The sequence below is a fragment of the Micromonospora sagamiensis genome, assembly GCF_014680085.1.
GTDB lineage: Bacteria > Actinomycetota > Actinomycetes > Mycobacteriales > Micromonosporaceae > Micromonospora > Micromonospora inyonensis.
Genome location: NZ_AP023438.1, coordinates 6,285,670 through 6,310,602 on the forward strand (window position 1 = coordinate 6,285,670; position 24,933 = coordinate 6,310,602).

The window sequence follows — 24,933 nt, forward strand, 5'->3', positions numbered from 1 at the left end:
CGGCGCGGACGCCCCCGCCGCAGCTCCGGCCACAGCTGAGGAGGACCACCATGACCGTCACCCGAGGACCGGCCGGAGCGGCCCTGACCAACGAGATCACCGACATCCTGGTCGTGCACTGTGGGCTCGACCCCGACGCCGCGGCCCGTGCCCCGGACGCCTCCCTGGCGGAACTCGGCATGGACTCCCTGGCCCTGCTGGAGTTGCAGGCCGTGGTCGCCGACCGGTACGGCGCGCGGATCCCGACCGAGACGGGGCACCTGAGCATCCCCGCCGTCGCCGACCTGGTCGTCGAGCAGACCGGCCCGCTCGACTCCCCGGAGCGGGCCGACCGGCCCGGTCACACCGAGAACAGCATCGTGATCGACGCGCCGCGACGGCTGGTCTGGGACCTCACCAACGACGTGGCGAACTGGACCGACCTGTTCACCGAGTACCGGTCGGTGGAGGTGCTGCACCGGGAGGGGAACACGGTGCGGTTCCGGTTGACCATGCACCCCGACCCGGACGGCACGGTGTGGAGCTGGGTCAGCGAACGCACCGCCGACCCGGCCACCTGGCAGGTACACGCCCACCGGGTGGAGACCGGGCCGTTCGAGTACATGCGCCTGCACTGGCGCTACGACTCCGAACCCGACGGGGGCACCCGGATGACCTGGATCCAGGACTTCCACCTGCGGCCCGACGCGCCGGTCGACGACCGGGGCATGGAGGCCCGGCTCAACGCCGGCACCCGGGAGCAGATGACGATCATCCGCGACAAGGTCGAGCGGATCGCCCGGCAGCGGGGTCTGGAGGCGGACGACGATGAGTGAGACCACCGACCGGGTCGTCGCGGCCCGCGACGTGGCCGCCGACCGGCGGCGCGGCGCGGAGCTGCGGGTGCTGCTCGGACCGAAGACGGTCGGCTCCACCTCCGGGTTCATGGGGGTGGCGGCGCTGCTGCCCGGGGAGCGCATCGCCGAGCACTACCACCCCTACAGCGAGGAGTTCCTCTACGTCACCCGGGGCGCGATCACCGTCGACCTCGACGACCGGCCGGTGCCGCTCGCCACCGGGGAGGCGCTGTTCGTGCCGGTCAACACGCGCCACCGGTTGCGCAACACCGGCGACGAGCCGGCCGAGGTGGTGTTCCACCTCGGGCCGCTGGCGCCCCGACCGGAGCTGGGTCACGTCGACACCGAGGTCGCGGAGGCGACGTCATGAGCGGGCGCCGCACGGTGGTGACGGGTGTCGGGGTGGTCGCCCCGGGCGGCGCCACCCGGGACCGGTTCTGGAAGACGATCACCGAGGGGCGCACCGCCACCCGTCGGATCACCTTCTTCGACCCGTCCCCGTTCCGGTCCCGGATCGCCGCGGAGTGCGACTTCGACCCGGACGCCGCCGGGCTCACCCTCGCCGAACGCCGCCGCGCCGACCGGTACGTCCAGTTCGCCCTGGCCTGCTCCACCGAGGCGCTCGCCGACAGTGGTCTGGACCTCACCGATGCCGTACGGGACAACGCCGGGGTCGTGCTGGGCTCCGCGGTGGGCGGCACCACCGCGCTGGAGCAGGAGTACGTCCGGGTCAGCGACCACGGCACACACTGGCTGGTCGACCCGGGTCGCGCCGGCCCGTACCTCTACCAGGCGCTGGTGCCCAGCAGCCTGGCCGCCGACGTGGCCTGCCGGCACGGGCTGCACGGCCCGGCGCAGGTGGTCTCCACCGGTTGCACGTCGGGCATCGACGCCATCGGCTACGCCCACCAGCTCATCGTCGACGGCGAGGCCGACGTGCTGCTCGCCGGGGCGTCCGACTCGCCGATCTCCCCGGTCACCGTCGCCTCGTTCGACGCGATCCAGGCGACCAGTCCGGACAACGACGATCCGGCGCACGCCTCCCGGCCGTTCGACGCCGACCGGCGCGGGTTCGTCCTCGCCGAGGGAGCGGCGGTGCTGGTGCTCGAGGAGGCCGAGCACGCCCGGCGTCGGGGCGCGCACGTCTACTGCGAGGTGGTCGGTTACGCCAGCCGCAGCAACGGCTACCACATGACCGGCCTGCGCCCGGACGGGCTGGAGATGGCCCTGGCCATCACCGACGCGATGCGGCAGGCCCGGCTGGCTCCGGCCGACGTGTCGTACGTCAGCGCCCACGGCTCCGGCACCCGGCAGAACGACCGGCACGAGACCGCCGCGTTCAAACGTGCCCTCGGCGAGGCCGCGTACCGGGTGCCGATCAGCTCGATCAAGTCGATGGTGGGGCACTCGCTCGGTGCGATCGGCTCGATCGAGATGGCCGCCTGCGCCCTGGCCATCGAGTACGGGGTGGTGCCGCCGACGGCGAACTGGGCCACCCGGGACCCGGAGTGCGACCTGGACTACGTGCCGAACGTCGCCCGGGAGGTGCCGGTCGACGTGGCGCTCTCGGTGGGTAGCGGTTTCGGTGGTTTCCAGTCCGCGTTGATCTTCCGTCGGCTGGCCGGGTCGGTGCGGGAGTGAGCCCCCGGGCGGTGGTCACCGGCATCGGGGTGGTCGCCCCGAGCGGCATCGGCGTGGACGCGCACTGGCGCACGGTGACCGCGGGCACCCGGTCGACCGGGCCGATCACCCTCTTCGACCCGGACGACCGCTACCCGACCCGGATCGCCGGCGAGGTGCCCGGCTTCGACGCCGCCCGGTACGTCGACAACCGGCGGTTGGTGCAGACCGACCGCTGGACGCACCTGGGGTTCGCGGCCACCGCGCTGGCGCTGGCCGACGCCGGACTGCCCCAGCGGGCCCCCTACCCGTACGGGTACGCGGTCACCCTGGCCAGTTCCTCCGGCGGCAACCTGTTCGGCCAGCGGGAGCTGCAACGACTCTGGAACGGGCCGTCCCGCACGGTCGGGGCGTACCAGTCGATCGCCTGGTTCTACGCGGCCAGCGTCGGCCAGCTCTCCATCCACCACCAGCTCAAGGGGCCGTGCGGGGTGCTGGTCACCGAGTCCGCCGGTGGGCTGGACAGCCTGGCGCACGCGGCGCGGACCGTCCGGCGCGGCACCCCGGTGGTCGTCGCCGGGGCCACCGAGTGTCCACTCAGCCCGTACGCGCTGGCCTGCCAGCTGCGCTCCGGACTGCTCAGCGCGGTCACCGACCCGGAGCGCGCCTACCGGCCGTTCGACGTCGAGGCCAGCGGGTACGTGCCGGCCGAGGGCGGCGCGGTCTTCGTGGTCGAGGAGCGGGGGCACGCGGTGGCCCGGGGCGCGCGGATCTACGGCGAGGTGACCGGTTGGGGCGCCACCCACGACGCGGCGCACACCACGGCGGAGAGCACCGGGGACCCGGTCCACTACGCGCGGGCCGTGCGGTTGGCCCTGGGGCGGGCCGGCGTGCACCCGGAGGAGGTGGACGTGGTGCTGCCGGACGCCCTCGGCACGGCCCGCCACGACCGCGCCGAGGCGGCGGCCCTGCGGGCGGTGTTCGGCAGCCGGCCGCCGCCGGTCACCACCCAGAAGCCTCTCACCGGGCGGGCCCACCAGGGCGGGTCGGCGTTGGACGTCGCGACCGCGCTGCTCGCCCTGCACCACGGCCAGCTGCCCGTCTCCGCCGGGCCGGCGCGCCCGGCGGACGGTTGCGAGCTGGACTTCCTGCGCCGGCCACGGCGGCCGGAAACCGGGGTCGCGGTGGTGTGCGCCCGCGGCTTCGACGGCTTCAACAGCGCACTGGTGCTGCGCCGGGCGCAGCCGTCTGGGGAAGGGAGCGGGGGACCATGATCGAACGACGGGCGCGTGTGCTGTTCCTGGTACGGGTGGCGGTGGACCGGACGGCGGACTTCCTCCGGGCGTACGAGCTGGTGCGGCACCAGGTCAGCGGGGTGCCGGGGCACCTGGTCGACCAGGTCTGCCGGTCGGCCGTCGATCCGGAGCAGTGGTTGGTGACCAGCGAGTGGGCGACCCTGGCCGACTTCGAGGCGTGGGAGCGCAGCGCCGGGCACCGGGAGCTGCTGCGGCCGATGCGGGAGTGCTTCACCGAGGCGAGGTCGCTGCGGTTCCTGGTGCACGCCCAGACTCCCGCACCGGAGGCCGTCTGCTCGGTCCCGGCGGAGGTCGACGTCGCGCACTGGTGAGGTGGACACCGGCGGGTCGGGGCCCGGCGGTCGGGACGACGGTGTCGTCCGGCCGCCGGGCCCGTCGGCGTGCCCGGCCGGCGACCGGACGGCCCTCGGGCGTCGGTAGCCCCGACCGGCGTCGGCCGCTGACCGTCGGGCCGACGAAAGATGTCGATCCATCGTACGATCGGCCCAACTTGACTGATCGGACAGTCAAACAGGACACCCGCCCCAGGGGTGCTCAGCTGGACGATCCTGCCGTGCCGGCCGGCTTCCGGCAATCGGACCCGGCGCTCTAATTGATCTAGCCATTCGCATCTGGTCACGCCTCGAACGGCTGTCGTAGGGTTCCCGCAGCAACCAATCAGATGTACGGAATGGGCGTAACCGCCCAATTTTGTGCTGAGCGCTGGACGGCGGTGACGATGATGCGTTCGGCGGAAGATCCTGCGGCACCGGATGCGGGTTGGGTGGACGACGTCCTGCTCGCCGGCCCGGCCACGGACGTCTGCCTGCGGCTGCCGGAACCGGTCGAGCGGGGCACCCTTCGCCGGCTGGTCGCCGACGCGCAGACCCGACTCGCCGAGACCGGGCTCCGTCCCGGCGGCGCGGTCGCGCTGCGCCTGCCCCCCTCGCTGTCCTACGTGGTCCACCTGCTGGCGGTCTGGCGTGGTGGCGGTCAGGCCGTCCTTCTCGACCACCGGCTCACCGACTACGAGGTCGACCGTGCGCTGGAACGCCTCCACCCGCAGGTGGTCGTCGCGCCGGTGCGCACGGGTGGCGGGGCGCTGCGGGTCTTCGTCGACGTCACCGCCGGACTGATCGCCTACTCGGACCGCCCGGCCGGCAGCCCGCACGCCGTCGTCCAGCTCAGCTCCGGATCCACCGGACCGTCCAAGGTCATCGGGCGCACCGCCGAGGACCTGGTCGCCGAGGTCCGCCGCTACACCGAGATCGACGGCGTCGCCCGGCCCGGCGAGCGGATCATCCTGCTGCCGTCCATGGTGCACGTCCTCGGGCTGGTCGGCGGTCTGCTCTACGGGCTGCACGCCCGGGTCGAGCTGGTGCCACCGGAGCGGCTCAGCGGTGACGCCGTGCTCGCCGCCATCGCCGCGCAGGACTCGCCGGCCACCGTCCTGGGCGTACCGTTCCACATCGGCCTGCTCGCCTCCACCCGGCCGCCGGCCCCGTTGCCGCAGTTCCGGCGGATGACCACCGGCGGCGAGCTGGTCCCGGCCGCCGTCGCGCAGGCCTTCGACGACCGCTACGGCGTGCCGCTGGGCAACATGTACGGGATGACCGAGGTCGGCGTCATCGGCACCGACCTGTACGGCCGGCACCGCCCGTCGATCACGCCCGCCCCCGGCATCGAGGTCCGCGTCGTCGACGGTGAGCTGCTGATCAGCTGCCCGGCCTCGCCGTACATCGGACTGTCCGATCCGACCCGGTGGGCCGACGGCTGGCTGCACACCCGCGACGCCGGCACGGTCGACCCGACGACCGGCCTGGTCACCGTGCGGGGACGGCTCGACTCGCAGGTCAGCGTCGGCGGCATGAAGGTCGACCTCACCGAGGTCGAGGCGACCGTGGCGGCCCTGCCCGGGGTGGCCGCCGCCGTCGTCGTCTACGACAACGGCATCACCGCCTACGTCCAACCGGCCGGACCTCTCACCGAGGACGCCCTGGACAAGCAGCTCGCCGAACGGCTCGCCGGCTACAAACGTCCGCGCACCCTGCACCTGCTGGACCAGCTGCCCCGGACCACCACCGGCAAGCTGGTCCGCGCCACCGAGGTGCTGCGGGCGGCCACCTCATGACCGGGGCCCCCGGCGTCGACCACGACGACCTCGCGGGGCACTCCGCCGACCGCCACGGCCAGCACCAGTCCCGGCCCGGCCGGTGGGTGGCCCACCCACAGGCCACCGTCGCCGGGCACCGGGCGCAGCAGTGGCCCCACCCCGTCCGGCCGGGGCACCGGTCGGGTCAGCCCGCCGTCGCGCAGGCCGACACCGAGGGCCTTGCCCACTGCCTCCTTGGCCGTCCAGAGCAGCAGGAAACCCTCCGCCCGGTCGCCGGCCGGACGGTCGCGCAGCCACGCCACGGCCGCCGGCTCGAACCACCGCCGCGCCAACGCCACCGCCGGCACCGGCCGGTGGCGCTCGACGTCCACCCCGACCGGGGCGTCCCGGCAGGCGGCGACGGCGACCACGCCGTCGACGTGACTGACGCTCACCGGCAGCTCCACGCCGTTGCCCCGGACCCGCGGGCGGCCACCCGCCTCCCGCTCCACCGAGATCTCCGACCCGTCGCGGCCGAGCAGTGCCACCCCCGCGCGCACCAGCAGCCGCCGCGTCACCTCCGACTGACCGTCGCAGGTACGGCTGATCCACACGTACACGGTGTCCCGACCGGGCACCGGTAGCTGGCTCACGGAAAAGAGGTTAACCCCATGTCCGACGAGGTCCGCACCTTCGTCATCGAGCAACTGACGGACATGAACTACGACGTCGAGGACATCGACGACGACACCACGCTGGGCCCCGCCGGCGTCGACCTGGAGTCCCTGGCCCTGGCCGACCTGGCCGTACGGGTCGAGGACCACTACGGCCTGAAGTTCGCCGACGACGAGAACGAGAAGCTGGCCCTGATGACGGTCGGGGAGTTCACCCGCATGGTGGCCGACCGGGTCTCCGCCAAGGCCACGAGCGACGTCGCCTGATGGCCGCCCGCCCCGGACCCGAACGGGCGGAACTGGTCGAGATGCTCGCCGAGCTGACCAACAAGCCGGCGTCCGAGGTGCCCGAGCGGCTCGGCTCGATGGAGCTGGCCTGGCTGGTGCACCTCGTCGAGCAGCGCTACGACACCCGCCTCGACCTCACCGACGACCAGCTCGCCGGGATCCGCACCGTCGACGACGCCCAGGAGGTCTTCCGCGCCTGCCTGACCGCCCCCGCAGATGGCTGAGGGGAGCGCCGTCGCCCGCATCACCGGTGTCCACGCGACCAGCGCCCTCGGCCGGGGAGCCGGGGCGCAGCTCGCCGGCGTCCTCGCCGGGGAACCGGCGTTCGGGCCGGTGACCCGCTTCGACACGACCGCCCGGCGGGTGGACCGGGCGGCGACCCTGACCGATGTCGGCCCGCTCGCCGACGAACTCGCCGCCGCGGTCGACGCCGCCTGCGCCGACGCCGGGCTCACCGCCGCCGACCGGACCGCCGCCGCCCTGCTGCTGGCCGTCCACGGCGGACCGGACGCCGGTCCGCTCGCCGCCGGCCTGGCCCGGCGCACCGGGATCGACGGGCCGCGCCGCGTCTACACGACCGCCTGCGTGTCGGCCAGCTCGGCGGTGGCCGACGCGGCCGCGCTGATCCGCCGGGGCGACGCCGACCGGGTGGTGGTCGCCGCCGGCTACCTCGTCGAGCCCGACCAGTACGCGCTCTTCGACGCCGGCCGCGCGCTCGCCACCGACGGCGCGGTCCGGCCGTTCAGCGCCGGCCGGGCCGGGTTGCTGCTCGGCGACGGGGTGGCGGCGGTGGTGCTGGAGTCCACCACGGTCGCCCGTCGGCCGCTGGCCGACCTGCTGGGCTGGGGTCGGGCCGGGGACGCCTTCCACGCCTGCCGGCCGGACCCCGAGGGGCGGGGCCTGGCCCGGGCGGTGGAGGCGGCGCTGCACCGTGCGGGCCTGCCCGCCGACGCGGTGGGATACGTCAACGCCAACGCCACCGGCACCGGCTTCAGCGACGCCTCCGAGGCGAACGCGTTGCGGCGGGCGCTGGGCGCGGCGGTCGACCGGGTGCCGGTCAGTTCCACCAAGGCGGTGCACGGGCACGCCCTGGAGGCGTCCGGGCTGCTCGAACTGGTGGTCACCGTCCTCGCCGTACGGCACGGGAAACTGCCGGTCAACGCCGGCTTCCTCGGCCCGGACGAGGCGTGCCCGCTGGACGTGGTCCTGGACGCGCCCCGCCCGGCGGCGACCCCGTACGCGCTCAGTCTGAACGCCGCCTTCGGCGGCGCGAACACCGCCCTGCTGGTCGGTGCGGCATGAGCGCGACCACGCCGTCCGCCCCCGGGGCCGGCGGCCACGGCAGCGGTGACGCGGCGGGGCGACCGGCCGACCGGGTCCCCGGCCCGCTGCGGGTGCTGGCCGAGGCGCGCTGGCCGGAACCGGGCGACACCGCGCCCCCGACCGTGCCCGGGTTCGTGCACTCCACGTTCCCGCCGCTGGTCGCCGCGGTCGCCGACCGCTGCCTGACCCGGCGGTACGGCACCGCGCCCGCCCCGGCCGGGCCCGGCGCGCGGACCGCCGTGCTGCTGGTCAGCGCCAGCGGCGACCAGGCCAGCGCCGGGCACGTCCACGACACCGTGGCCTCCGGCGGCCGGCCGGGCCCGCTGTTCTTCTTCCAGTCCGTGCCGAACAGCGTCGCCGGGCACGTGGCGGCGCGCTGGGGTCTCGGCGGGCCGGTGCTCTGCCTGAGCCCCACCGGGGACGCCCGCGCCGACGCCACCGCCGAGGCGGACCTGCTGCTGTACGACGGCGACGCGGACGAGGCGTTGCTGGTCCTGATCGAACAAACCGCGACCGGCGACCACGCGGTCGCGGTGCTGCTGGGGCAAGGAGAAACCGCATGCGTTCCAGGGGACTTCGCGGACGGCTCGCCGCCGACGAGCTGATCGGCGCGGGCAACGTGCTGGCCCGGGTGCTGGCCCACGGCGCCGACCCGGACGGACCGGGTCTCACCTTCGACACGCCGGTCGACGGCCACCCGGCCGAACACCCGGTCACCCTCGGCCAGCTCGACCGGATGGTCGACGCCCGTGCCGCCTGGCTGCACACCCGGGGGGTCAGGCCCCGCGACCCGATCGCGGTCTGGGCCGGCACCGCCGCCGACATGGTGCTCAGCTACCTCGCCCTGACCCGCCTCGGCGCGATTCCCGCCCTGATGAACGGCAAACTGCGGCCGGAGATCGCCGCCGAGTACATCCGCCGGCTGCGCGGGACCGGTGTGCTCGCCGACGCCGACCACACCGCCCTGCTCGCCGGGCACGACCTCGGCGTGCCGCTGCTCGGTACGCCCGCCGAGACCGGCGGCGGCGACCCGGCCACCGCCCCGGCGCCGTACCGGCACCACCCGGACGACCCGATCGTGATCACCCACACCTCCGGCACCACCGGCATCCCGAAGGCGGTGCTGCACTCGCACGCCAGCCTCTTCGCCGCCACCCGGCACCTGCTCACCATGCCGCAGGCGCAGGGCACCAGCCGGATCCTCAACGCGCTGCCCGCCCCGCACACCGCCACCGTGCTGATGGTCAACCAGGCCCTCGGCAACCGCGCGGAGATGTTCCTGCTCTCGGAGCAGAGCGGCGAGCGGGTGCTCGACGCGATCCAGCGCTGGCGGCCGGACGGCGTCTTCGGTTTCTCGGTGACCTGGGCGGAGCTGGCCCGGTTCGACCTGTCCGGCTACGACCTGGACTCGGTACGGCTCTGGTTCAACACCGGCGACTGCTCGCACGAGCCGCACGTGCGCAAGCTGGTCGCGGTCGGTTCCCGGGACACCGTCACCCGCGAGGGCGTGCGGCGGGTGCCCGGTTCGGTCTTCATCGACGGGCTCGGCTCCAGCGAAATGGGACACTCGATGTTCCACATCACCCACCGCACCGACACCGACCGGTACGGCCGCTGCGTCGGCCGCCCGTACGAGTTCGCCAGGGTCGCCGTCCTCGACGCCGAGGGCGACCCGCTCCCGCCCGGCGAGGTCGGCTGGCTCGGCATCGACTCGCCGTCGCTGTTCCGTGGTTACTGGAACGACTCGGTGACCACCCACCGGTCCCGGCTGCGCGGCTGGTACCTCACCGGCGACCTCGTGTACGCCGACGACGAGGGCCGCTACTACCACCTGGACCGCGCGGTCGACTCGGTCGACGCCGGGGACGGCCGGCGGTTCTTCACCGCGCTCAGCGAGGAACGGATCCTCGCCGCCTGCCCGGACGTCGTCGACTGCACCGCGGTCATCGTCCGCGAGCCGGACGGCGTGGTCACCGACGTGTTGCTGGAACTGGCCGCCGGAGCGGATCCCGCCACCGACCGCACCGAGGCGGTCCGCGCCGCGCTCGGGCCGGAGGTCGGGGCCACCCTGCGCCGGGTGGTGCCGGTGAACAGCGCGGACATCCCGGTCACCGTCACCGGCAAGGTCCGCAAGGTGGTGCTGCGCGAGCGGTACCTCACGGAGACACCGTCATGACCGTGCTGATCACCGGGATGGGGCTGTTCACCCCGGCCGGGCGGGGCGTCGCCGAGACCTTCGAGGCGCTCACCACCGGCCGGTCCGGGCTGGGCCGTCCCCCGGCGGGACACCCCGCCGAGGCGTCGCTGGAGGTGGGCGGGTTCCTGCCGGAGGTCGACCCGCGCACGGTCGCCTCCGGCCCGGAGACCCGGGTGCTGGACCGCACGGTGGTGCTGGCGCTGCTCACCGCCGCCGAGGCGCTCGCCGACGCCGGTATCGAGGTCGGCCGGGACGTCGACCCGGGCCGGATCGGCGTGATCGTCGGCGGAGTCGGCGGACTGGCCACCCTGGAGGCGCAGGCCGTCGCACGGGCCGAGCGGGGCCGGGCGGCGGTGAGTCCGTACCTGCTCACCGGCATCCTGCCGAACATGCCGGCGGCGCGGATCGCCATCGCCCACGGCATCCGGGGCTACGCGTCCTCGGTCGGCACCGCCTGCGCGTCCGGCGCGCAGGCCGTCGCCGACGGGATCCGGCTGATCCGCTCCGGCGAGGCCGACGTGGTGCTGTGCGGGGCGAGCGAGGCCCCGCTCTTCCCGACCTTTGCCGACACCTTCGGCAACGCCCGCGCCCTGGCCCGGGGCTGGGCCGACCCGACCGAGGCGAGTCGACCGTTCGACCGGCGGCGCAACGGGTTCGTCCTCGCCGAGGGGGCCGCGCTGCTGGTGCTGGAGCGCGCCGAGCACGCCCGCGCCCGGGGCGTGACCGGCTACGCCACGCTCGCCGGCTACGGGGTCACCACCGACGCCCACCACCCGACCGCGCCCCGGCCGGACGGCACCGGCGCGGCGGAGAGCATGCGCCGTGCCCTGGCCAGCGGGGACGTCGACGCGACGGATGTGGGCTACGTCAACGCGCACGGCACCGGGACGAAACTCGGCGACATCGCCGAGACCACCGCCCTGGCCGCGGTCTTCGGTGCCGGCGGCGTGCCGGTCAGCTCCACCAAGGGGCTCACCGGGCACCTGCTCGGCGCGTCCGGGGTGCTGGAGGCGGCGGTGACCGCCCTGGCCCTGGGCCGGGGACTGCTGCCGCCGACGTACCACCTGGACGACCCGGATCCGGACTGCCCGGCGGACCACATCCGCGTCGGGGCCCGCGCGGCCACGCCGGAGTACGCGCTGTCCAACTCCTTCGGCTTCGGCGGGCAGAACGTCAGCCTGCTGTTCGGCCGCGTCGCCGGGCCGGGGAGGTGATCGACGCAGCACCCGGGCGACGCGCCCGGTCCGAACCTCACGGGGGGATCTGTGGAGAGGTTGTGCAATGGAAATCCGTGGAATTGACCATATCGAAATGTTCGTGGGGGATGCCCGACAGGCGGCCTTCTACTTCGGCACGGCGGTCGGCTTCCACCTCTGCGGGCAGGGCGGTCCGGAGACCGGCCTGACCGACCAGCGCTCGCTGCTGCTGCGCCAGGCCGACGTCCGGATGGTGCTCACCTCCGGGCTGACCGCCGAGCACCCCGCCTCGACGTACGTGCAGCGGCACGGCGACGGCATCGCCGTGGTGGCGCTGGCGGTCGACGACGCCGCCGGGGCGTACGCCGAACTGGTCGCCCGGGGCGCGACGGCGGTGACCCCGCCACGCACCTACACCGGCGCGGACACCGAGGTGGTCCTCGCCGAGGTCGGCGGCTTCGGCGACGTGCGGCACCGGCTGGTGCAGCGCGCCGGTGACCGGACGGAGTTCCTGCCCGGCGCGGTCGAGATGCTGCCCGCTCCGGCCGGGGTGGACGGCGGGCCGCTCGCCGGCATCGACCACCTGGCGATCTGCGTGCCGCCCGGCCAGCTCGACGACACGGTCCGGCGCTACCGGGAGGTCTTCGGCTTCGCCGAGATCTTCGAGGAGTACATCGAGGTGGCCGGCCAGGGCATGCACTCCCGGGTGGTGCAGAGCCCGTCGGGCCAGGTCACCCTGGTGATCATCGAGCCGGACGTGTCCCGCCGGCCGGGGCAGATCGACGCCTTCCTCACCCAGCACGCCGGGGCGGGGGTGCAACACCTCGGGCTGCGCACCGACGACATCATCACCGCCGTCGAGGAACTGGGCGCCCGGGGCGTCCGCTTCGCCGGCACCCCGGGCAGCTACTACGACGGCCTGGAGGAGCGGGTGGGCGCCGTCGGGGCTCCCATCGAGCGGCTGCGGGACCTGGGCGTGCTGGTCGACCGCGACCACGCCGGCCAGTTGTTGCAGATCTTCACCGAGTCGATGCACGTCCGCCGGACGCTCTTCCTGGAGCTGATCGAGCGCCGGGGGGCGCTCACCTTCGGCAGCGGCAACATCAAGGCGCTCTACGAGGCAAAGGAACGGGAGCTGGCCGCCACCGCGGCGGCTCTACAGAAGGTGGGGGCATGACCACGACCGAGACCATCACCGACCCGACGTTGACCGCCGAGGAGGAGGCGCTCCTCCCGTCCGACGACGACGTCGCCTTCTACGCCGAACACGGCTGGTACCTGTCGAAGAAACTGTTCACCGACGCCGAGGTCGACGCACTCGTCGCCGCCTCGGACCGGTACTACGCCGGCGAACGGGACCGGCGGCTGCCGGTGCGCCCGCCGAAGCTCGCCTACTGGGAGCCGGCAAGGGGCGACGTGCAGCGGCACAACGACTACGTCCACTACGAGCACGACGCGCTCAGCCGGATCCTGCGCAAGCCGCTGCTCGGCGCGGTGGCCGCCCGGCTCGCCCGGGCCGACGAGATCCGGGTGTTCCAGTCCACGCTGATCTACAAGCCGCCGATCTCCGGCGAGCCGAGCAACATCGTGCCGTGGCACTTCGACAAGCACTACTGGGCGTCGTCGTCCTCGGAGAACATGCTCACCGCGTTCATCCCGTTCCACGACTGCGGCGAGGAGATGGGCACCATCACCATGGTCGACGGTTCGCACCGCTGGCAGGAGATCGGGGCCGACGACACCGTGGTGCGGCACTTCGCCGACCGCGACCGCAGCCAGCTCGAGGAGATGCTGGCCGAGAACGCGGCCCACAACAACGCCGAGATCCGCAAGATCCCGGTGGTGATCCCCCGGGGACACGTCAGTTTCCACCACTGCCGCACCTACCACGGCAGCGGTGCCAACGTCAGCGGACGCCCGCGCCGGGCCGTCTCGCTGCACCTCCAGGACGGCGCCAACCGCTGGCGGGAGTACCCGCTCTCCGACGGCACGCTCGCCGCGTACAACCACGACGTGCTGGTCCGCCGCACCGCCGACGGGCGGCCCGACTACGCCGACCCCGAAATCTGCCCGGTCATCTGGCGCGCGAGCGCCCCGCAGGGAGACTGACATGTCACGGTACGACTGGGGCAAGACCCACCCGGGCATCGAACGGCTGGAGCAGGCGGTCACCGCCCGCCGCGACGTGGTGGTCCAGCACCCGCTCTACGCCAACCTGGACACCCATGCCGCCCTGGTGACCTTCATGGAGCACCACGTCTTCGCCGTCTGGGACTTCATGTCCCTGCTGAAGTCGCTCCAGCGGCAGCTCACCTGCGTGACCGTCCCGTGGATCCCCACCGGGCCCACCGGCAGCCGCCGCCTGATCAACGACATCGTCATGGTCGAGGAGAGCGACGAGCTCGGCGACGGCTACATCAGCCACTTCGAGCTGTACGTGCAGGGCATGCGGGAGGCCGGCGCGGACACCACCGCCGTCGACACCCTGGTCGACCTGCTGCGCGCCGGACGCGGCGTGACCGAGGCGCTGGCCGAGGCGGGCGTGCCCGCCGGATCGGCGGCGTTCGCCGGCACCACCTGGAACATCATCGAGAACACCCCGGTGCACTGCCAGGCGGCGGCCTTCGCCTTCGGCCGCGAGGACCTCATCCCGGAGATGTTCACCCAGGTCGTCGCGGTCAACGAGCGCAGCCAGAAGCTCAACAAGTTCGTCGACTACCTGGAGCGGCACATCGAGGTCGACGGCGAGCAGCACACCCCGATGGCGATGCAGATGCTCGCCGACCTCTGCGGCGACGACGACACCAAGTGGCAGGAGTGCGCGGACACCGTCAACACCGCGCTCGCCGCCCGGGCCCGGCTCTGGGACGACATCCTCGCGGCCGTCAAGGAGGGACGCGGATAGTGGCGGAGCCCGAGGCGGTCCGGCTCTACCGGACCGTACGGCTGATCCGGCGTTTCGAGGAGCGGGCGATCGACCTCGTCCGCTCCGGCGCGATCGTCGGCGGTATCCACCCGTACCTCGGACAGGAGGGCGTCGCGGCCGGTGTCTGCGGCGCCCTCCGGGCGGACGACATCGTCGCCGGCACCCACCGGGGGCACGGGCACGTGCTCGCCAAGGGCGCGGACCCGGCCCGGATGCTCGCCGAGCTGTGCGGCCGGGAGAACGGCCTCAACCGCGGCCGGGGCGGCTCGATGCACGCCGCCGACTTCGGCGTCGGCGTCTACGGGGCGAACGCCATCGTCGGCGCGTCCGGGGCGATCATCACCGGGGCGGTCTGGGCGCTGCGCCGCCGGGGCGGCGACCAGGTCGGGGTGAGTTTCTTCGGCGACGGCGCGGTCAACGAGGGCATGCTGCTGGAGGCGTTCAACCTGGCCGCCCTCTGGCAGGTGCCGGTGCTGTTCGTCTGCGAGAACAACGGCTACGCCACCACCATGCCGGTCGACGGCGCGGTGGCCGGCACCATCACCGGCCGGGCCGAGGCGTTCGGCATCCGGGCCACCGTGGTGGACGGCCAGGACCCGGAGGCGGTCCGCGACGTCACGGCCGCCGCCGTGGCGCGGGCCCGCTCCGGCGGGGGACCGGAGCTGATCGAGGCCCGCACCTACCGCTTCGACGCCCACCACACCTTCGAGCACGCGGTACGCCTCGACTACCGCGACGCCGACGAGGTGGCCCGGGGCCGCTCCCGTGACCCGGTCGCCATTCAGGGCGACCGGCTCGCCGCCGACGTCCGGGCGCGGGTCGACGCCGAGATCGAGACGCTGCTGGCCGAGGCGGTGCAGTTCGCCCTCTCCGGCGACGAGCCGGACCCGGCCGGGGCCCTCGACCACCTGTACGCGAGCGGGCTGGTCGCCCGGGCGGGAGGCCACTGATGCCACGGCTGTCGTACCTCAAGGCGCTCAACCGGGCGCTCGGCGACGAACTGGCCCGCGACGAGGACGTGTTCCTGCTCGGTGAGGACATCCGGGTCGGCGCGTCGAACGTCACCGCCGGGCTGCTCAAGCGGTTCGGGCCGGAGCGGGTGCTCGACACCCCGCTGTCGGAGCAGGCGTTCACCAGCTTCGCCACCGGCGCGGCGCTGGCCGGGATGCGACCGGTGATCGAGTTCCAGATCCCGTCGCTGCTGTTCCTGGTCTTCGAGCAGATCGTCAACCACGCGCACAAGTTCCCGCTGATGACCGGGGGGCAGTGCGCCGCCCCGGTCACCTACCTGGTGCCCGGCTCCGGGTCACGGACCGGCTGGGCGGGGCAGCACTCCGACCACCCGTACAGCCTCTTCGCGCACGTGGGGATCACCACCGTCGTGCCGGCCACCCCGGCCGACGCGTACGGGCTGCTGGTCTCGGCGATCCGGCACGACGACCCGGTGGTGGTCTTCGCCCCGGCCGGGGCGCTCGGGGTCCGTGCCGACGTGGACTTCGCCGCCCTCGCCCCGGTGCCGATCGGGGCCGGCGCGGTCCGTCGCCCCGGCACCGACGTCACCGTGGTCGCCGTCGGTCACCTGGTGCACGACGCGCTCGCCGTCGCCGAGGACCTCGCCGACCGGGTGTCGGTGGAGGTGTTCGACCCGCGCACCCTCTACCCGTTCGACTGGGACGGGCTGGCCGCCTCCGTCGAACGGACCGGCCGGCTGGTCGTCGTCGACGACTCCAACCGCTCCTGCGGCATCGCCGGAGAGATCATCGCGACCATGTCCGAACGGGTCCGGATGGTCGCGCCCCCGGCCCGGGTCACCCGCCCGGACGGCGCGGTGCTGCCGTTCGCGCAGGCCCTGGACCGGGCCGTGCAGCCCAGCCGGGAACAGCTCACCGCCGCCATCCACCACGTCACGAAGGACGGATAGATGATCGACGCGACGTACGCCTGGCCCGCCGCGGGACAGGCGTGGTTCGACCTGCCGGAGTCGGTCCGCGCCGGCATGGTGGCCGCCGGTGCCGAGAACTGGGCGGAGATCTTCCACGGCCGGGCCACCTACAACAAGCAGTGGCGGCTGGCCCGGCCACCGGTGCTGACCGCCCAGAGCTACCGGGTGCTGGTCGCCACCGTCGACCGGCTGGCCCAGCTGCTGCTGGAGGCCGCCCAGCGCCGGGCCCGCACCACGGGTGAGCTGGCCGCCGTGCTCGGGGTCGACCCGGTCGGGACGCGGATGCTGCCCACCGACGAGCCGCTCGACGCGCACCTGCTCGCCGCCGTCCGCCCCGACGTGCTGCTCAGCGACGGGGTGCCCCGGGTCGTCGAGTTCAACATCGACAGCAGCATCGGCGGGGTCCTGGACGCCGACACCGTCCTCGAGCGGTTCACCCGGATCTACGAGCAGCGGGGCATCCTCGACACCGTCCCGGTCCGGCCGGCACCGTCGGCGATGGACACCCGGTTCGCGGCGATCCGGTCCACCCTCGGGCTGCCCGAGGGTGCCGTGGTGCCGCTGCTGCTGGACTTCGACTCCGACTACCCCGGCCTGGACGACCCGGACCTGATGCGCCGGGTCCTCGCACCGGTCACCGAGCGGGCCGCGCGGTTCGGCCTGGTCATGCCGATCGAGGCGGTCGCCTCGGTCAGCCTCGCCGAAGACGGGACGCCGCTGGTCGCCGGGCAGCCGGTCGACGGGGTGTTCCGGCTCTTCGTGCTCAACCGGGTGACCCGGGGCCCCGGCCTGGACGCGCTGGAGACCGCGGTGCTCTCCGGGCGGCTGCCGGCCTTCACCTCCGGTGCGGCCTGGTTGCTCGGCAACAAGCAGCTGCTGGCCTGGCTCTGGTCCGACCTGGACGGCCTGGACCCGAACGACCAGGCGATCGTCCGCCGGCACCTGCCCCGCACCGAGCTGCTCACCGCCGACCGGTACGACGCGGCTGTGGCCGGTCGGCACGACCTGGTCTGCAAGCCCGCCGACGGGTCGGCCGGCGTGGACGTCGTCATCGGCCGGGAGTCCGACGCCCAGACCTGGCGCGAGGCGCTGGGCCGGGGGATCGAACGGGGTGGTCACATCCTCCAGGAGTACGCCCACGCCGACGTGGTGCCGATGGACTTCGTGCACATCGAGACCGGGGAGACGGTGACCGAGGAGGTGCCGTACAGCATCGCGCCGTACCTGTTCGGGCACCAGCCGGCGAACGCCTGCGTCCGCTCCGGGTTCCCGGGCTGCGAGGGGGTGCTCAACCTTTCCCGGGGCGTCCTGCTCTCCGGCATCCTGCTCGTCGACTGAGACCGGCCCGCGCCGTTCGTGGGGGCGACGGGTAACCCCCGGTGGTGGCTTGGGGCGCTCCCGCCTGAGCCGGTGGACCAGCCGGACGTCTCGCACGTCGGGTCGACCGGCCTCAGGGAGGCATCGCCGTTTGAGGGTCTGTCGCGATCAGAGCAGCATTGACGAGGAAAAGTTCACACCGTGGGTTCAACGATACTGTTGAAGGAGTGGATATCAAGGACACGGCCCGGCCGCTCGACGGCGCGGGCGTCTCAGCCTTCCTCCGGTCACTTCCCGCCAAGCCCTCGCTGCTCGGCCTCGGCGAAGCCCGGCACTTCGTGGAGGAGCTGGGCGAGGTGCGCAACGAGATCTTCCGGCATCTGGTCGAGCACGAGGGCTACCGGTCGTTCGCCATCGAGAGCGACTGCCTCAGGGGACTCGTGGTCGACGACCACATCACGACCGGCACGGGCACGCTCGACGACGTCATGGAACACGGCTTCAGTCACCGCTTCGGCGGCATCCCGGCCAACCGTGAGCTGGTGCGCTGGATGCGGGCGTACAACGAGGGGCATGACGAGAAGCTGCGGTTCTACGGGTTCGACGGGCCGCTCGAGTACTGGGCCGAGAGCCCGCGCCAGGCGCTCACCGCCCTTCACGGCCTCCTCGACGGCCCGTTGCCGTGCACGAGGGAGACCCTCGACGCACTGCTCGGCTCCGACGACCGGTGGACGAACGAAGCCACGGTCATGGACCCGTCCCAGTCGATCGGCCAGTCCGCCGACGCCCAGAGGCTGCGGGTGCTCGCCGACGACCTGGTGGCCCTCCTCGACACACAGGCCCCACGGCTGAGCGCGCGGGACAGAGAGCGGGCGGCACTGTACGGGCGCACCGCGGTCGGCCTGCTCCGCTACCACCACTGGATGGCCGACACGTCCCCGGCCCGGATATCGAGGCTGTCGGGCCTGCGGGACGCGATGATGGCCGCCAACCTGTGTGCCGTCGCCGAGCACGGCCCGGCCATGGTCTACGCCTCCAACCTCCACCTGCAACGCAACAAAAGCTCCATGCCGCTCGGCGACCAGCAGGTGGAGTGGTGGAGCGCGGGGGCGATCACCGCGACACGTCTGGGCGACCGGTACGCCTTCCTGGCCTCCGCCTTCGGCACGGCCGGCGGCGACACCGCGCCCCCGGACACCGTCGAGGGCCTCCTGTCCACGCTCCCGTGGGACCACTCCCTCGTCGACGCCCACCGCCTGGCCCGGGTCGTCACGGACGCCGCTGGGCGCATCTCCCGGGACTTCGCCTACTTCCCGCTGGATCCGGCCCAGCTCGACATGATCGACGGCGTCGTCTTCCTCAAGCGGGCCACCTTCGCCGGGTGGGGTCAGCCGGGTTGACAGGGCGCGTCGGCGGTCAGTTCCGCAGCGTGGCCCCGAGCCGCCGCAGGGTCTCGGCGGTGGCGATCGCGTCGCTGCGTCCACTGCCGTGCCGCCCGTCGCTGCTGTAGATCGACGCATCGGCGGTGAGCGGGTGGTCGGTCAACGCCACGTGCAGCGTGCCCAGCCGTTCGGCGAGCCGGGCGGTGTGGGCCGACAGGCGGCGCATCCGCTCCCGCAGGCCGGGCCGAACCCGCTCCGGCACCGCCGGGCTGTTCGACACGTCGAACATGCCGACCGTGATGACGTCCGCCCCGGCCGTCTGCAACGTGGTGACCATCTCGGTCAGCTCGGCGTCGACCGCCTCCGCGTCGTACGCCGGGCGGAACGCGTCGTTGCCGCCGCACACCACCAGCGCCAGGTCCGGGCGGAAGTCCACCGCCGGGCCGAGCTGCTCGGCCCGTACCTCGTGCGCCCGCAGCCCGCGCCGCCCGAGGTTCAGGTACGCCAGCTCGGGCCGGACCGCGCGCAGTTCGGTGGCGATCCGGTCGGCCCACTGGAGGGTGCTGTACCCGTCCACCGGCTCGCAGAGCCCCTCGGCCACACTGTCGCCGAGCACCACGAACCGTCGCCACGGGTGCCCGGCGAGCAGCGCGGCACCCTCCCCGTCGCGCAGGCAGTAGGGATCGGTGGACTCGGTCAACGTCGACGGCATGTCGGCACCGTAGTGGACGGTGGCCGCGCCCACCAGCGGCCGAGTGGCCCGGCCAGGACCACGGCACAGCCTGGACGCCGGACCCGCCAGGTGTAAGTATGTCGAACTATCGATCAACCGGGATCGGTTCGGCCTCCCAGGAGGAACCCGTGAGACTCACCCGACGCGCGATGATGTCCACCGCCGCCGCGACCATGATGCTGGGCGCGGTCGCCGTGTCGCCGGCCCAGGCCGCCCCGCAGACCCTGACCGCCGAGCGCGCCGCCACGCTGGCCGCCTCCCTCGGGTCCGACCGCACCGCCGGCACGTACGTCGACGCCGCCGGCCGTACCGTCGTCACCGTGACCGACACCCGCGCGGCGGCCTCGGTCCGCGCTGCCGGCGGGGTGGCCCGGGTGGTCGAGCGCAGCGCCCGCGCCCTGGAGCGCGCCCAGTCCCAGGTGGACCTCGGCGTCACCGGCACCGCCCTCTACGTCGACCCGGCCACCAACCAGGTCGTCGTCGGCGTGGACAGCACCGTCACCGGCGCGAAGCTGACCCGGGTCAAGGCCGCCGTCGCCGCCTCCGGCGGAGCGGCCCGCCTCGCCGAGCTGGGTGGCACGCTCAGCATGCGGATCTCCGGTGGCGACGCCATCTACGGCGGCGGCTACCGCTGCTCGCTCGGCTTCAACGTGCGCAAGGGCAGCGAGTACTTCTTCCTCACCGCCGGCCACTGCACCGACGCGGTGAGCGCCTGGTACGCCAACTCCGCGCAGAGCACCAAGCTCGGTGACCGGACCGGCACCAGCTTCCCGGGCAACGACTACGGCATCGTCCGGTACACCAACACCTCGATCGCCATCGACGGCAGCGTCGGGTCGCAGGACATCACCTCCGCCGGCAACGCGGTCGTCGGCCAGTCGGTGACCCGGCGGGGCAGCACCACCGGCACCCACAGCGGCACCGTGACCGGCCTCAACGCCACCGTCCGGTACGCCGAGGGAACCGTGCGCGGCATGATCGCCACCAACGTCTGCGCCGAGCCGGGCGACAGCGGTGGCCCGCTCTACTCGGGCAGCACCGCCCTCGGCCTCACCTCCGGCGGCAGCGGGAACTGCCGGACCGGCGGGACGACCTTCTTCCAGCCGGTCACCGAGGCGCTGAGCAAGTACGGCGTCGCGGTCTTCTGATCCGTCGAGGACGCCGGGCGGCGTGGCTACGGCCGTACCGCCCGGCGACCGGTCACCGGGGTTCAGAGCACCCGGGTGACCTGTTCGGCGGCGGCCAGTTCGGTGCGGCGCTCGGGGGAGCAGTTGGCGCAGACCACCACGGACGCGCCGGCCGCCAGCGGGGCGAGCAGCCACTTCACCGGCTCGTCGTGGACGGCCGAGTCGACCAGGATCCGGTCGCCCGGTCGCAGGCCGCCGGCCTCCGCGACGGCGCGGGCCACCTCGCCCCACTGGGCGTAGCTGGTGCCGTCGACGCTGGCGGCGTCCGACCGCCGGACCACCGCGACCGGGGGCGGGTCGGCGGAGTGCAGGTCGAGTTCGGTGAGGAAGTCCAGGTAACCGGTGGGTGGGGGCGGCGTCGGCGCCCCGAGCGGCCCCAGCCCGAGCACGAACCGGTGGGTGGCCTCGGGTGGGTTGTCCAGCCAGTCGTCGACCCGGGGCCGGTGCACGAAGCTGGCGTCCAGCGGCTCGTGCCCGCCAGGCCCGAGCGTGGGCAGTCCGGCGGTGGCCCGGCCCCGGAACGACACCGCCACCCCGGCCGCCCAGCAGCCCAGCAGCACGGCAGCGGTCTGCCAGTGCGGCGGCAGCAGCACGGCCGCACGATCACCGGCCCGCAGCCGGCAGCCGTCGCGGAGCAGCCCGGTCGTCCGGGCGGCCCACTCACCCAGTTCCGTCGCGGTCAGTGTGGTCCGCTCGCCGGTCGCGTCGTCGTAGTACGTCAGCAGCGGCTGGTCCGCCTTGGCGGTCGGTAGGCCGGGCAGGTCAACGGCGGGCATGGTCATCGGGGGCTCCAGAGCGGACGTGGAACGGCCGCCCCACCCTATCCGTCCGCCACCCTCGCCGAGCCGCTCCGGCTCGCCGGCAGGGTCGAGCACCGCGTCGGGCGAGCGCGATCGTGACGGTGAGGGGTTACCGGGTCGGTGGTCAGGCGGTGGCGGTGACCTTCTCCGGGGTGCCGAGACGGGCCGAGGGAGGGCCGGTGAGCAGCGGCACGGCGGTCACCGCGAGGCAGACGAGGCCCGAGAGCAGCAGGGTGGGCGTCAACCCGAGCGTGCTGACCCCCCAGCCGGCCAGCAGCGCGCCGACCGGCAGCCCGGCGAAGCCGACCGCCCCGGCGATGCCGATCACCCGGGTCTGCAACGCCGGGGGCACCCGCTCGTAGAGGGCGACGCCGAGCAGCGGGTTGATCGCGCCCACGCCGATGGCCGACACGAAGGTCACCCCGAGCACGATCGTCAGGTCGTCGGTGGCGGCCAGGGCGAACAGTCGGGGCGTACCGCTGAGCGCGGCACCCAGCACGAAGGTGGCGAACGCGGGCAACCGGGGGCCGAGCCAGGTGAAGAGCAGGCTGCCCAGCAGCGCCCCGCCGCCGAACGCGCCGAGCACCAGGCCGAGCCCGGTGGGGGAGCGGAGCACCTCGTTGACCCAGATCGGCACGAAGACGGCGATGCTGGCGTTCGCCACCATGTTCAGCGCGAAGACGACCAGCAGCATGTTGCGCAGCAACCGGTCGGTGCGCAGGTAGCGGAAACCGCCGCGCAGCGCCGTCCAGTAGCCCTCCCGGGCCGGTGCCGCGTCGCCCGCCGGTGCGGCCGGGGCCGGAAGCGCCACCAGCAGCCCGATCAGCAGGGCACACACGGCGAACGTGGCCGCGTCGATCAGCAGCGCGGTGGTGGTGCCGAACCAGAAGATGAGCAGCCCGCCCAGGCTGGCGCCGAGCAGGGTCACCACCCGGTTGAGTCCCTCATAGACGGAGGTGAGCCGGATCAGGCGTACCCCGGCCGCCTCCGCGACCGGGCGCATCATCACGTGCTTGACCCGGTCACCGATGCCGCGCAGCCCGCCGACCACCGCGACCAGGACGACGAGGGCGGCCAGGCCCAACCAGGGGGCCAGCGCGACCGCGACCATCCCGGCCGCGCTGCCCGCGTCGGCCACCACCGAGCTGCGGCGGAGCCCGACCCGGTCGGCCAGCGGCGCGGCCAGCGCGCTGGAGAGCATGTACGGGACGGTCTCCGCCGCCGCGACCAACCCCATCAGGGCCGGGCTGCCCGTGGTCTCCAACACCAGCCAGGGGATGGCCACGAGCGACACGCGGCTGCCCAGCGTCGAGACGATGTCGGCGGTGACCAGCGTGGCCAGCCTGGCCCGGGGGGTCACCGGGGTGTGCCGATCGCCTGCCGGCCGGCGGCGTACCGGTCGCGCAGGGCGCGCTTGTCCACCTTGTTCGACCGGTTCAGCGGCAACCGGTCGACGAACTCCACCGCCTGCGGCGCCCACAGGTCACTCAGCTCCCGGGTGACCAGGTCGACCAGGTCCGTCCCGGTCACGGTCGCCCCCGGTGCCGGCACCACGTACGCGTACGGCGCCTCGGCGCCGTCCTCGGCGGGCACCCCGACCACCGCCGCCGCGGCGACCTGCGGGTGTCCGGCGAGCACGTCCTCGATCGGGCGGCTGTAGATCGGCCAGGCCCGCCGCTTGGTGAGGATCCGGTCGGACAACCGGTCGACGAGGTAGAGGTACCCGTCGGCGTCGAGGTACCCGACGTCGCGGGTGCGGACCCAACCGTCGACCAGCGTGTCGGCGGTCAGCTCCGGCTGGCCGAAGTATCCGACGAAGCTGAGCTTCGTGCGAACCCACACCTCGCCCCTGGAGCCCGGGGGACGCACCTGTCCGTCGCTGTCGCGGATCTCCACGGACACATCCCCGTACGGGCGGCCGCAGGAGCGCAGCCGCTCCGGGTGCGCCGGGTCCTCGGTCAACTGCGGCAGCGCCGTGACGATCACGGCCTCGCTGAGCCCGTACACGATGCGCATCACCGGACCGAAGCGGGCGATGGCCTGGCGCAGCCGCGCGGGCGCGGCCGGACCGCCGCCCACGTTGAACATGAACATGGCGGAGAAGTCCGCATCCGCGAGCGCCGGGTGGTCGAGCACCTCGTAGAGCATCGGCGGGGTGAGGAAGGTCGAGTTGACCCGTTCGGCGTGGACGGTGGCGATGAACCGGGCCGGATCCCACCCGTCGGCCGGGAAGAGCACCCCGCCGGTGAAGAGGTTGACCAGCGTGGTGACCTGTCCGCTGGCGATCCACATGGGCGAGTGCGACAGGTGCCGCAGCAGCGGCGCGCCGCTGCTGCGGATCGCCTCCGCGATGGCGAGGACCTGCCGGTAGAAGCTCTCCCGGTGGTGCACCAGCTTCGGCGTGCCGGTGCTGCCGCTGGTCTGGAGGAACGACTCCGGCTCCGGCACCGACACCGGCAGCGCGGCGACGTCGGCCGGATCGGCGGGCGCGGTCAGGTCGGGTCCGGTCCCGGCACCCAGGCAGAGCAGCGGTACGCCGGGCAGCGCGGCGGCGATCTCCGCGGCGAACCGGCCGTCGCGGGCGTCGTGGACGAAGACGTCCGGCCGGGACAGCCGGGCGAACTCCTCGACCTCCCGACGGGAGGTGACCGGCGCGATCCACATCGACCGGCAGCCGAGCAGGTGCAGCGCGAGCTGGAGCAGCGGCGCCTCGAGCACGTTGCCGGCCATCACCAGGACGGCCGCGCCCGGTCGCACCCCGTGTCGGTGCAGGTTGCCGGCGAGGGACCGGACCGCGTCGGCGACGTCCCGGTAGGAGAGCCGCCGTCCGTCGGCGACCAGTGCCTCCCGGTCACCGAACCCGGCGAAGAGGGTCAGGGCGTCGTGTACGTAGCTCGTCCGGTGCGTGGACCCGTCGGTCATGCGGCAGCTCCCATCCGTGCGGGGTGGTCGCCGGACGCGCGCGTTCCACCGGGGCCGGAGACGGGCGCGTCCGGAAGTGTCGGCCGGTGGCGGGACCGCGGCGACCGCCGCCGACCACCCGTACCGCCGCTCGTCGAGCCTAGGTGGACGGTGTCGGTGCGGACCAGAGCCGATCGTCGGAGGGCACCGGCCGGGCAGTAGTT

25 protein-coding genes are annotated in these 24,933 nt (G+C 73.7%); 20 read left to right on the forward strand and 5 right to left on the reverse strand.

Going from position 1 to position 24,933, the window contains the following annotated elements; genetic code table 11:
* The first annotated feature begins 50 nt into the window (after positions 1–50).
* The 6 genes from IGA62_RS26870 (at position 51) to IGA62_RS26895 (ending at position 5,882) form a co-directional block, all read left to right on the forward strand.
* Positions 51–815, forward strand: coding sequence for an SRPBCC family protein (locus IGA62_RS26870; protein WP_145818212.1), 765 nt, complete (start codon positions 51–53; stop codon positions 813–815).
* Positions 808–1,206, forward strand: a complete 399-nt coding sequence (locus IGA62_RS26875; RefSeq protein ID WP_145818210.1) for a cupin domain-containing protein — start codon at positions 808–810, stop codon at positions 1,204–1,206. The genes IGA62_RS26870 and IGA62_RS26875 overlap by 8 nt, the downstream gene beginning before the upstream one ends.
* On the forward strand, positions 1,203–2,477 hold the full coding sequence (locus IGA62_RS26880) for a beta-ketoacyl-[acyl-carrier-protein] synthase family protein (RefSeq protein ID WP_145818208.1): 1,275 nt from the start codon (positions 1,203–1,205) through the stop codon (positions 2,475–2,477). The genes IGA62_RS26875 and IGA62_RS26880 overlap by 4 nt, the downstream gene beginning before the upstream one ends.
* On the forward strand, positions 2,474–3,730 hold the full coding sequence (locus IGA62_RS26885) for a beta-ketoacyl synthase N-terminal-like domain-containing protein (RefSeq protein ID WP_145818206.1): 1,257 nt from the start codon (positions 2,474–2,476) through the stop codon (positions 3,728–3,730). Before IGA62_RS26880 ends, IGA62_RS26885 begins: the two co-directional genes overlap by 4 nt.
* Positions 3,727–4,083: an antibiotic biosynthesis monooxygenase family protein gene (locus IGA62_RS26890; protein WP_145818204.1), complete on the forward strand. Its 357-nt coding sequence runs from the start codon at positions 3,727–3,729 to the stop codon at positions 4,081–4,083. Before IGA62_RS26885 ends, IGA62_RS26890 begins: the two co-directional genes overlap by 4 nt.
* Before the next feature lie 407 nt (positions 4,084–4,490).
* Positions 4,491–5,882 carry a class I adenylate-forming enzyme family protein gene (locus IGA62_RS26895; RefSeq protein ID WP_145821980.1) on the forward strand — a complete coding sequence of 464 codons (1,392 nt, stop codon included), beginning with the start codon at positions 4,491–4,493 and terminating at the stop codon, positions 5,880–5,882.
* Here IGA62_RS26895 and IGA62_RS26900 read toward each other — a convergent pair.
* Positions 5,780–6,496 carry a 4'-phosphopantetheinyl transferase family protein gene (locus IGA62_RS26900; protein ID WP_145818202.1) on the reverse strand — a complete coding sequence of 239 codons (717 nt, stop codon included), beginning with the start codon at positions 6,494–6,496 and terminating at the stop codon, positions 5,780–5,782. The genes IGA62_RS26895 and IGA62_RS26900 overlap by 103 nt on opposite strands.
* Before the next feature lie 18 nt (positions 6,497–6,514).
* Here IGA62_RS26900 and IGA62_RS26905 point away from each other — a divergent pair, with 18 nt between their 5' ends.
* From IGA62_RS26905 to IGA62_RS26965, 13 genes are all read left to right on the forward strand, one after another.
* On the forward strand, positions 6,515–6,784 hold the full coding sequence (locus tag IGA62_RS26905) for an acyl carrier protein (RefSeq protein WP_145818200.1): 270 nt from the start codon (positions 6,515–6,517) through the stop codon (positions 6,782–6,784).
* The gene (locus IGA62_RS26910; protein WP_145818197.1) at positions 6,784–7,029 is read left to right on the forward strand and encodes an acyl carrier protein; all 246 of its coding nucleotides are present in this window, start codon (positions 6,784–6,786) and stop codon (positions 7,027–7,029) included. The genes IGA62_RS26905 and IGA62_RS26910 overlap by 1 nt, the downstream gene beginning before the upstream one ends.
* Positions 7,022–8,107, forward strand: a complete 1,086-nt coding sequence (locus IGA62_RS26915; RefSeq protein ID WP_145818196.1) for a beta-ketoacyl-[acyl-carrier-protein] synthase family protein — start codon at positions 7,022–7,024, stop codon at positions 8,105–8,107. The genes IGA62_RS26910 and IGA62_RS26915 overlap by 8 nt, the downstream gene beginning before the upstream one ends.
* A 92-nt stretch (positions 8,108–8,199) precedes the next feature.
* Positions 8,200–8,733, forward strand: a complete 534-nt coding sequence (locus tag IGA62_RS26920; protein WP_145821979.1) for a hypothetical protein — start codon at positions 8,200–8,202, stop codon at positions 8,731–8,733.
* Complete coding sequence (locus tag IGA62_RS26925; protein WP_145818193.1) at positions 8,688–10,304, forward strand: class I adenylate-forming enzyme family protein; 1,617 nt, start codon at positions 8,688–8,690, stop codon at positions 10,302–10,304. Before IGA62_RS26920 ends, IGA62_RS26925 begins: the two co-directional genes overlap by 46 nt.
* Entirely contained in the window at positions 10,301–11,539 is a 1,239-nt protein-coding gene (locus IGA62_RS26930; protein ID WP_145818191.1) for a beta-ketoacyl-[acyl-carrier-protein] synthase family protein, read from the forward strand. Before IGA62_RS26925 ends, IGA62_RS26930 begins: the two co-directional genes overlap by 4 nt.
* A 67-nt stretch (positions 11,540–11,606) precedes the next feature.
* Positions 11,607–12,698, forward strand: a complete 1,092-nt coding sequence (hppD, locus tag IGA62_RS26935) for a 4-hydroxyphenylpyruvate dioxygenase (protein ID WP_145818189.1) — start codon at positions 11,607–11,609, stop codon at positions 12,696–12,698.
* Positions 12,695–13,630, forward strand: a complete 936-nt coding sequence (locus IGA62_RS26940) for a phytanoyl-CoA dioxygenase family protein (RefSeq protein ID WP_145818187.1) — start codon at positions 12,695–12,697, stop codon at positions 13,628–13,630. Before hppD ends, IGA62_RS26940 begins: the two co-directional genes overlap by 4 nt.
* A 1-nt stretch (position 13,631) precedes the next feature.
* A complete protein-coding gene (locus IGA62_RS26945; protein WP_145818185.1) occupies positions 13,632–14,426 on the forward strand; it encodes a DUF3050 domain-containing protein in 795 nt (264 codons plus the stop codon).
* Positions 14,426–15,397, forward strand: coding sequence for a thiamine pyrophosphate-dependent dehydrogenase E1 component subunit alpha (locus IGA62_RS26950; protein ID WP_145818183.1), 972 nt, complete (start codon positions 14,426–14,428; stop codon positions 15,395–15,397). Before IGA62_RS26945 ends, IGA62_RS26950 begins: the two co-directional genes overlap by 1 nt.
* Positions 15,397–16,368, forward strand: coding sequence for an alpha-ketoacid dehydrogenase subunit beta (locus IGA62_RS26955; RefSeq protein ID WP_145818181.1), 972 nt, complete (start codon positions 15,397–15,399; stop codon positions 16,366–16,368). The genes IGA62_RS26950 and IGA62_RS26955 overlap by 1 nt, the downstream gene beginning before the upstream one ends.
* Complete coding sequence (locus IGA62_RS26960; protein WP_145818178.1) at positions 16,369–17,727, forward strand: hypothetical protein; 1,359 nt, start codon at positions 16,369–16,371, stop codon at positions 17,725–17,727.
* 206 nt (positions 17,728–17,933) lie between these two features.
* Positions 17,934–19,106, forward strand: a complete 1,173-nt coding sequence (locus IGA62_RS26965) for an erythromycin esterase family protein (RefSeq protein ID WP_145818176.1) — start codon at positions 17,934–17,936, stop codon at positions 19,104–19,106.
* Positions 19,107–19,122: 16 nt separating this feature from the next.
* Here IGA62_RS26965 and IGA62_RS26970 read toward each other — a convergent pair whose 3' ends face one another.
* The gene (locus IGA62_RS26970; protein ID WP_145818174.1) at positions 19,123–19,800 is read right to left on the reverse strand and encodes an SGNH/GDSL hydrolase family protein; all 678 of its coding nucleotides are present in this window, start codon (positions 19,798–19,800) and stop codon (positions 19,123–19,125) included.
* Positions 19,801–19,970: 170 nt separating this feature from the next.
* On the opposite strand from IGA62_RS26970, the gene IGA62_RS26975 reads away from it, so the two are divergent.
* Positions 19,971–20,969 (forward strand): S1 family peptidase, encoded by a 999-nt coding sequence (locus IGA62_RS26975; protein ID WP_145821978.1) that lies wholly within the window; start codon positions 19,971–19,973, stop codon positions 20,967–20,969.
* Between the two features lie 62 nt (positions 20,970–21,031).
* On the opposite strand, the gene IGA62_RS26980 is transcribed toward IGA62_RS26975, so the two are convergent.
* The 3 genes from IGA62_RS26980 to IGA62_RS26990 form a co-directional block, all read right to left on the reverse strand.
* Positions 21,032–21,790 carry a TIGR03089 family protein gene (locus IGA62_RS26980; RefSeq protein WP_232624791.1) on the reverse strand — a complete coding sequence of 253 codons (759 nt, stop codon included), beginning with the start codon at positions 21,788–21,790 and terminating at the stop codon, positions 21,032–21,034.
* A gap of 142 nt (positions 21,791–21,932) precedes the next feature.
* On the reverse strand, positions 21,933–23,168 hold the full coding sequence (locus IGA62_RS26985) for an MFS transporter (protein ID WP_145818172.1): 1,236 nt from the start codon (positions 23,166–23,168) through the stop codon (positions 21,933–21,935).
* Positions 23,165–24,730, reverse strand: coding sequence for a class I adenylate-forming enzyme family protein (locus IGA62_RS26990; protein WP_145818170.1), 1,566 nt, complete (start codon positions 24,728–24,730; stop codon positions 23,165–23,167). The genes IGA62_RS26985 and IGA62_RS26990 overlap by 4 nt, the downstream gene beginning before the upstream one ends.
* Positions 24,731–24,933: the final 203 nt, after the last annotated feature.